This window comes from Pseudoalteromonas fuliginea (genome assembly GCF_000690055.1).
Lineage (GTDB): Bacteria > Pseudomonadota > Gammaproteobacteria > Enterobacterales > Alteromonadaceae > Pseudoalteromonas > Pseudoalteromonas fuliginea.
The window spans coordinates 1-356 of sequence record NZ_JJNZ01000196.1; the positions used below are offsets into that span (position 1 = coordinate 1).

At 57.6% G+C, this 356-nt stretch carries 1 protein-coding gene; it reads left to right on the forward strand.

All coding sequences use genetic code 11. The features are described 5' to 3' along the window. The coding region (locus DC53_RS21895; protein ID WP_206075183.1) for a GT-B fold glycosyltransferase domain-containing protein at positions 1-356 on the forward strand (356 nt) is incomplete at both ends.

A 356-nucleotide genomic window follows, 5' to 3' on the forward strand; every position in this document is an offset into this window, starting at 1 on the left:
GGCACTGCTGTTTGCCGCTTCCCTGCGCCACAGCTCACCGGGGTTTTCTGGACGCCTGTTTGTTGCCGTGCCGCAACCGGGCCCGCTTTGGCAAAAAGATCCCAGCATTCACAATGCAGGCGTGTTAGAAGCCCTAGCGCGTCTGAATGTCGAAATCCTGCCATTTGAAAGCAAGCTCTTTGGCCAGGCCTACCCCTATGGCAATAAGATCGAGGCCCTTCATGCCCTGCCCGAAGGGGAGCCTTTTGTTTTCTTTGACAGCGACACCCTGATCACCGGCGACCTCAGTGAGGTGCCGTTTGATTTCAATCGCCCTTCCGCCTCGCTGCGTCGCGAAGGTACATGGCCCAAGCCAA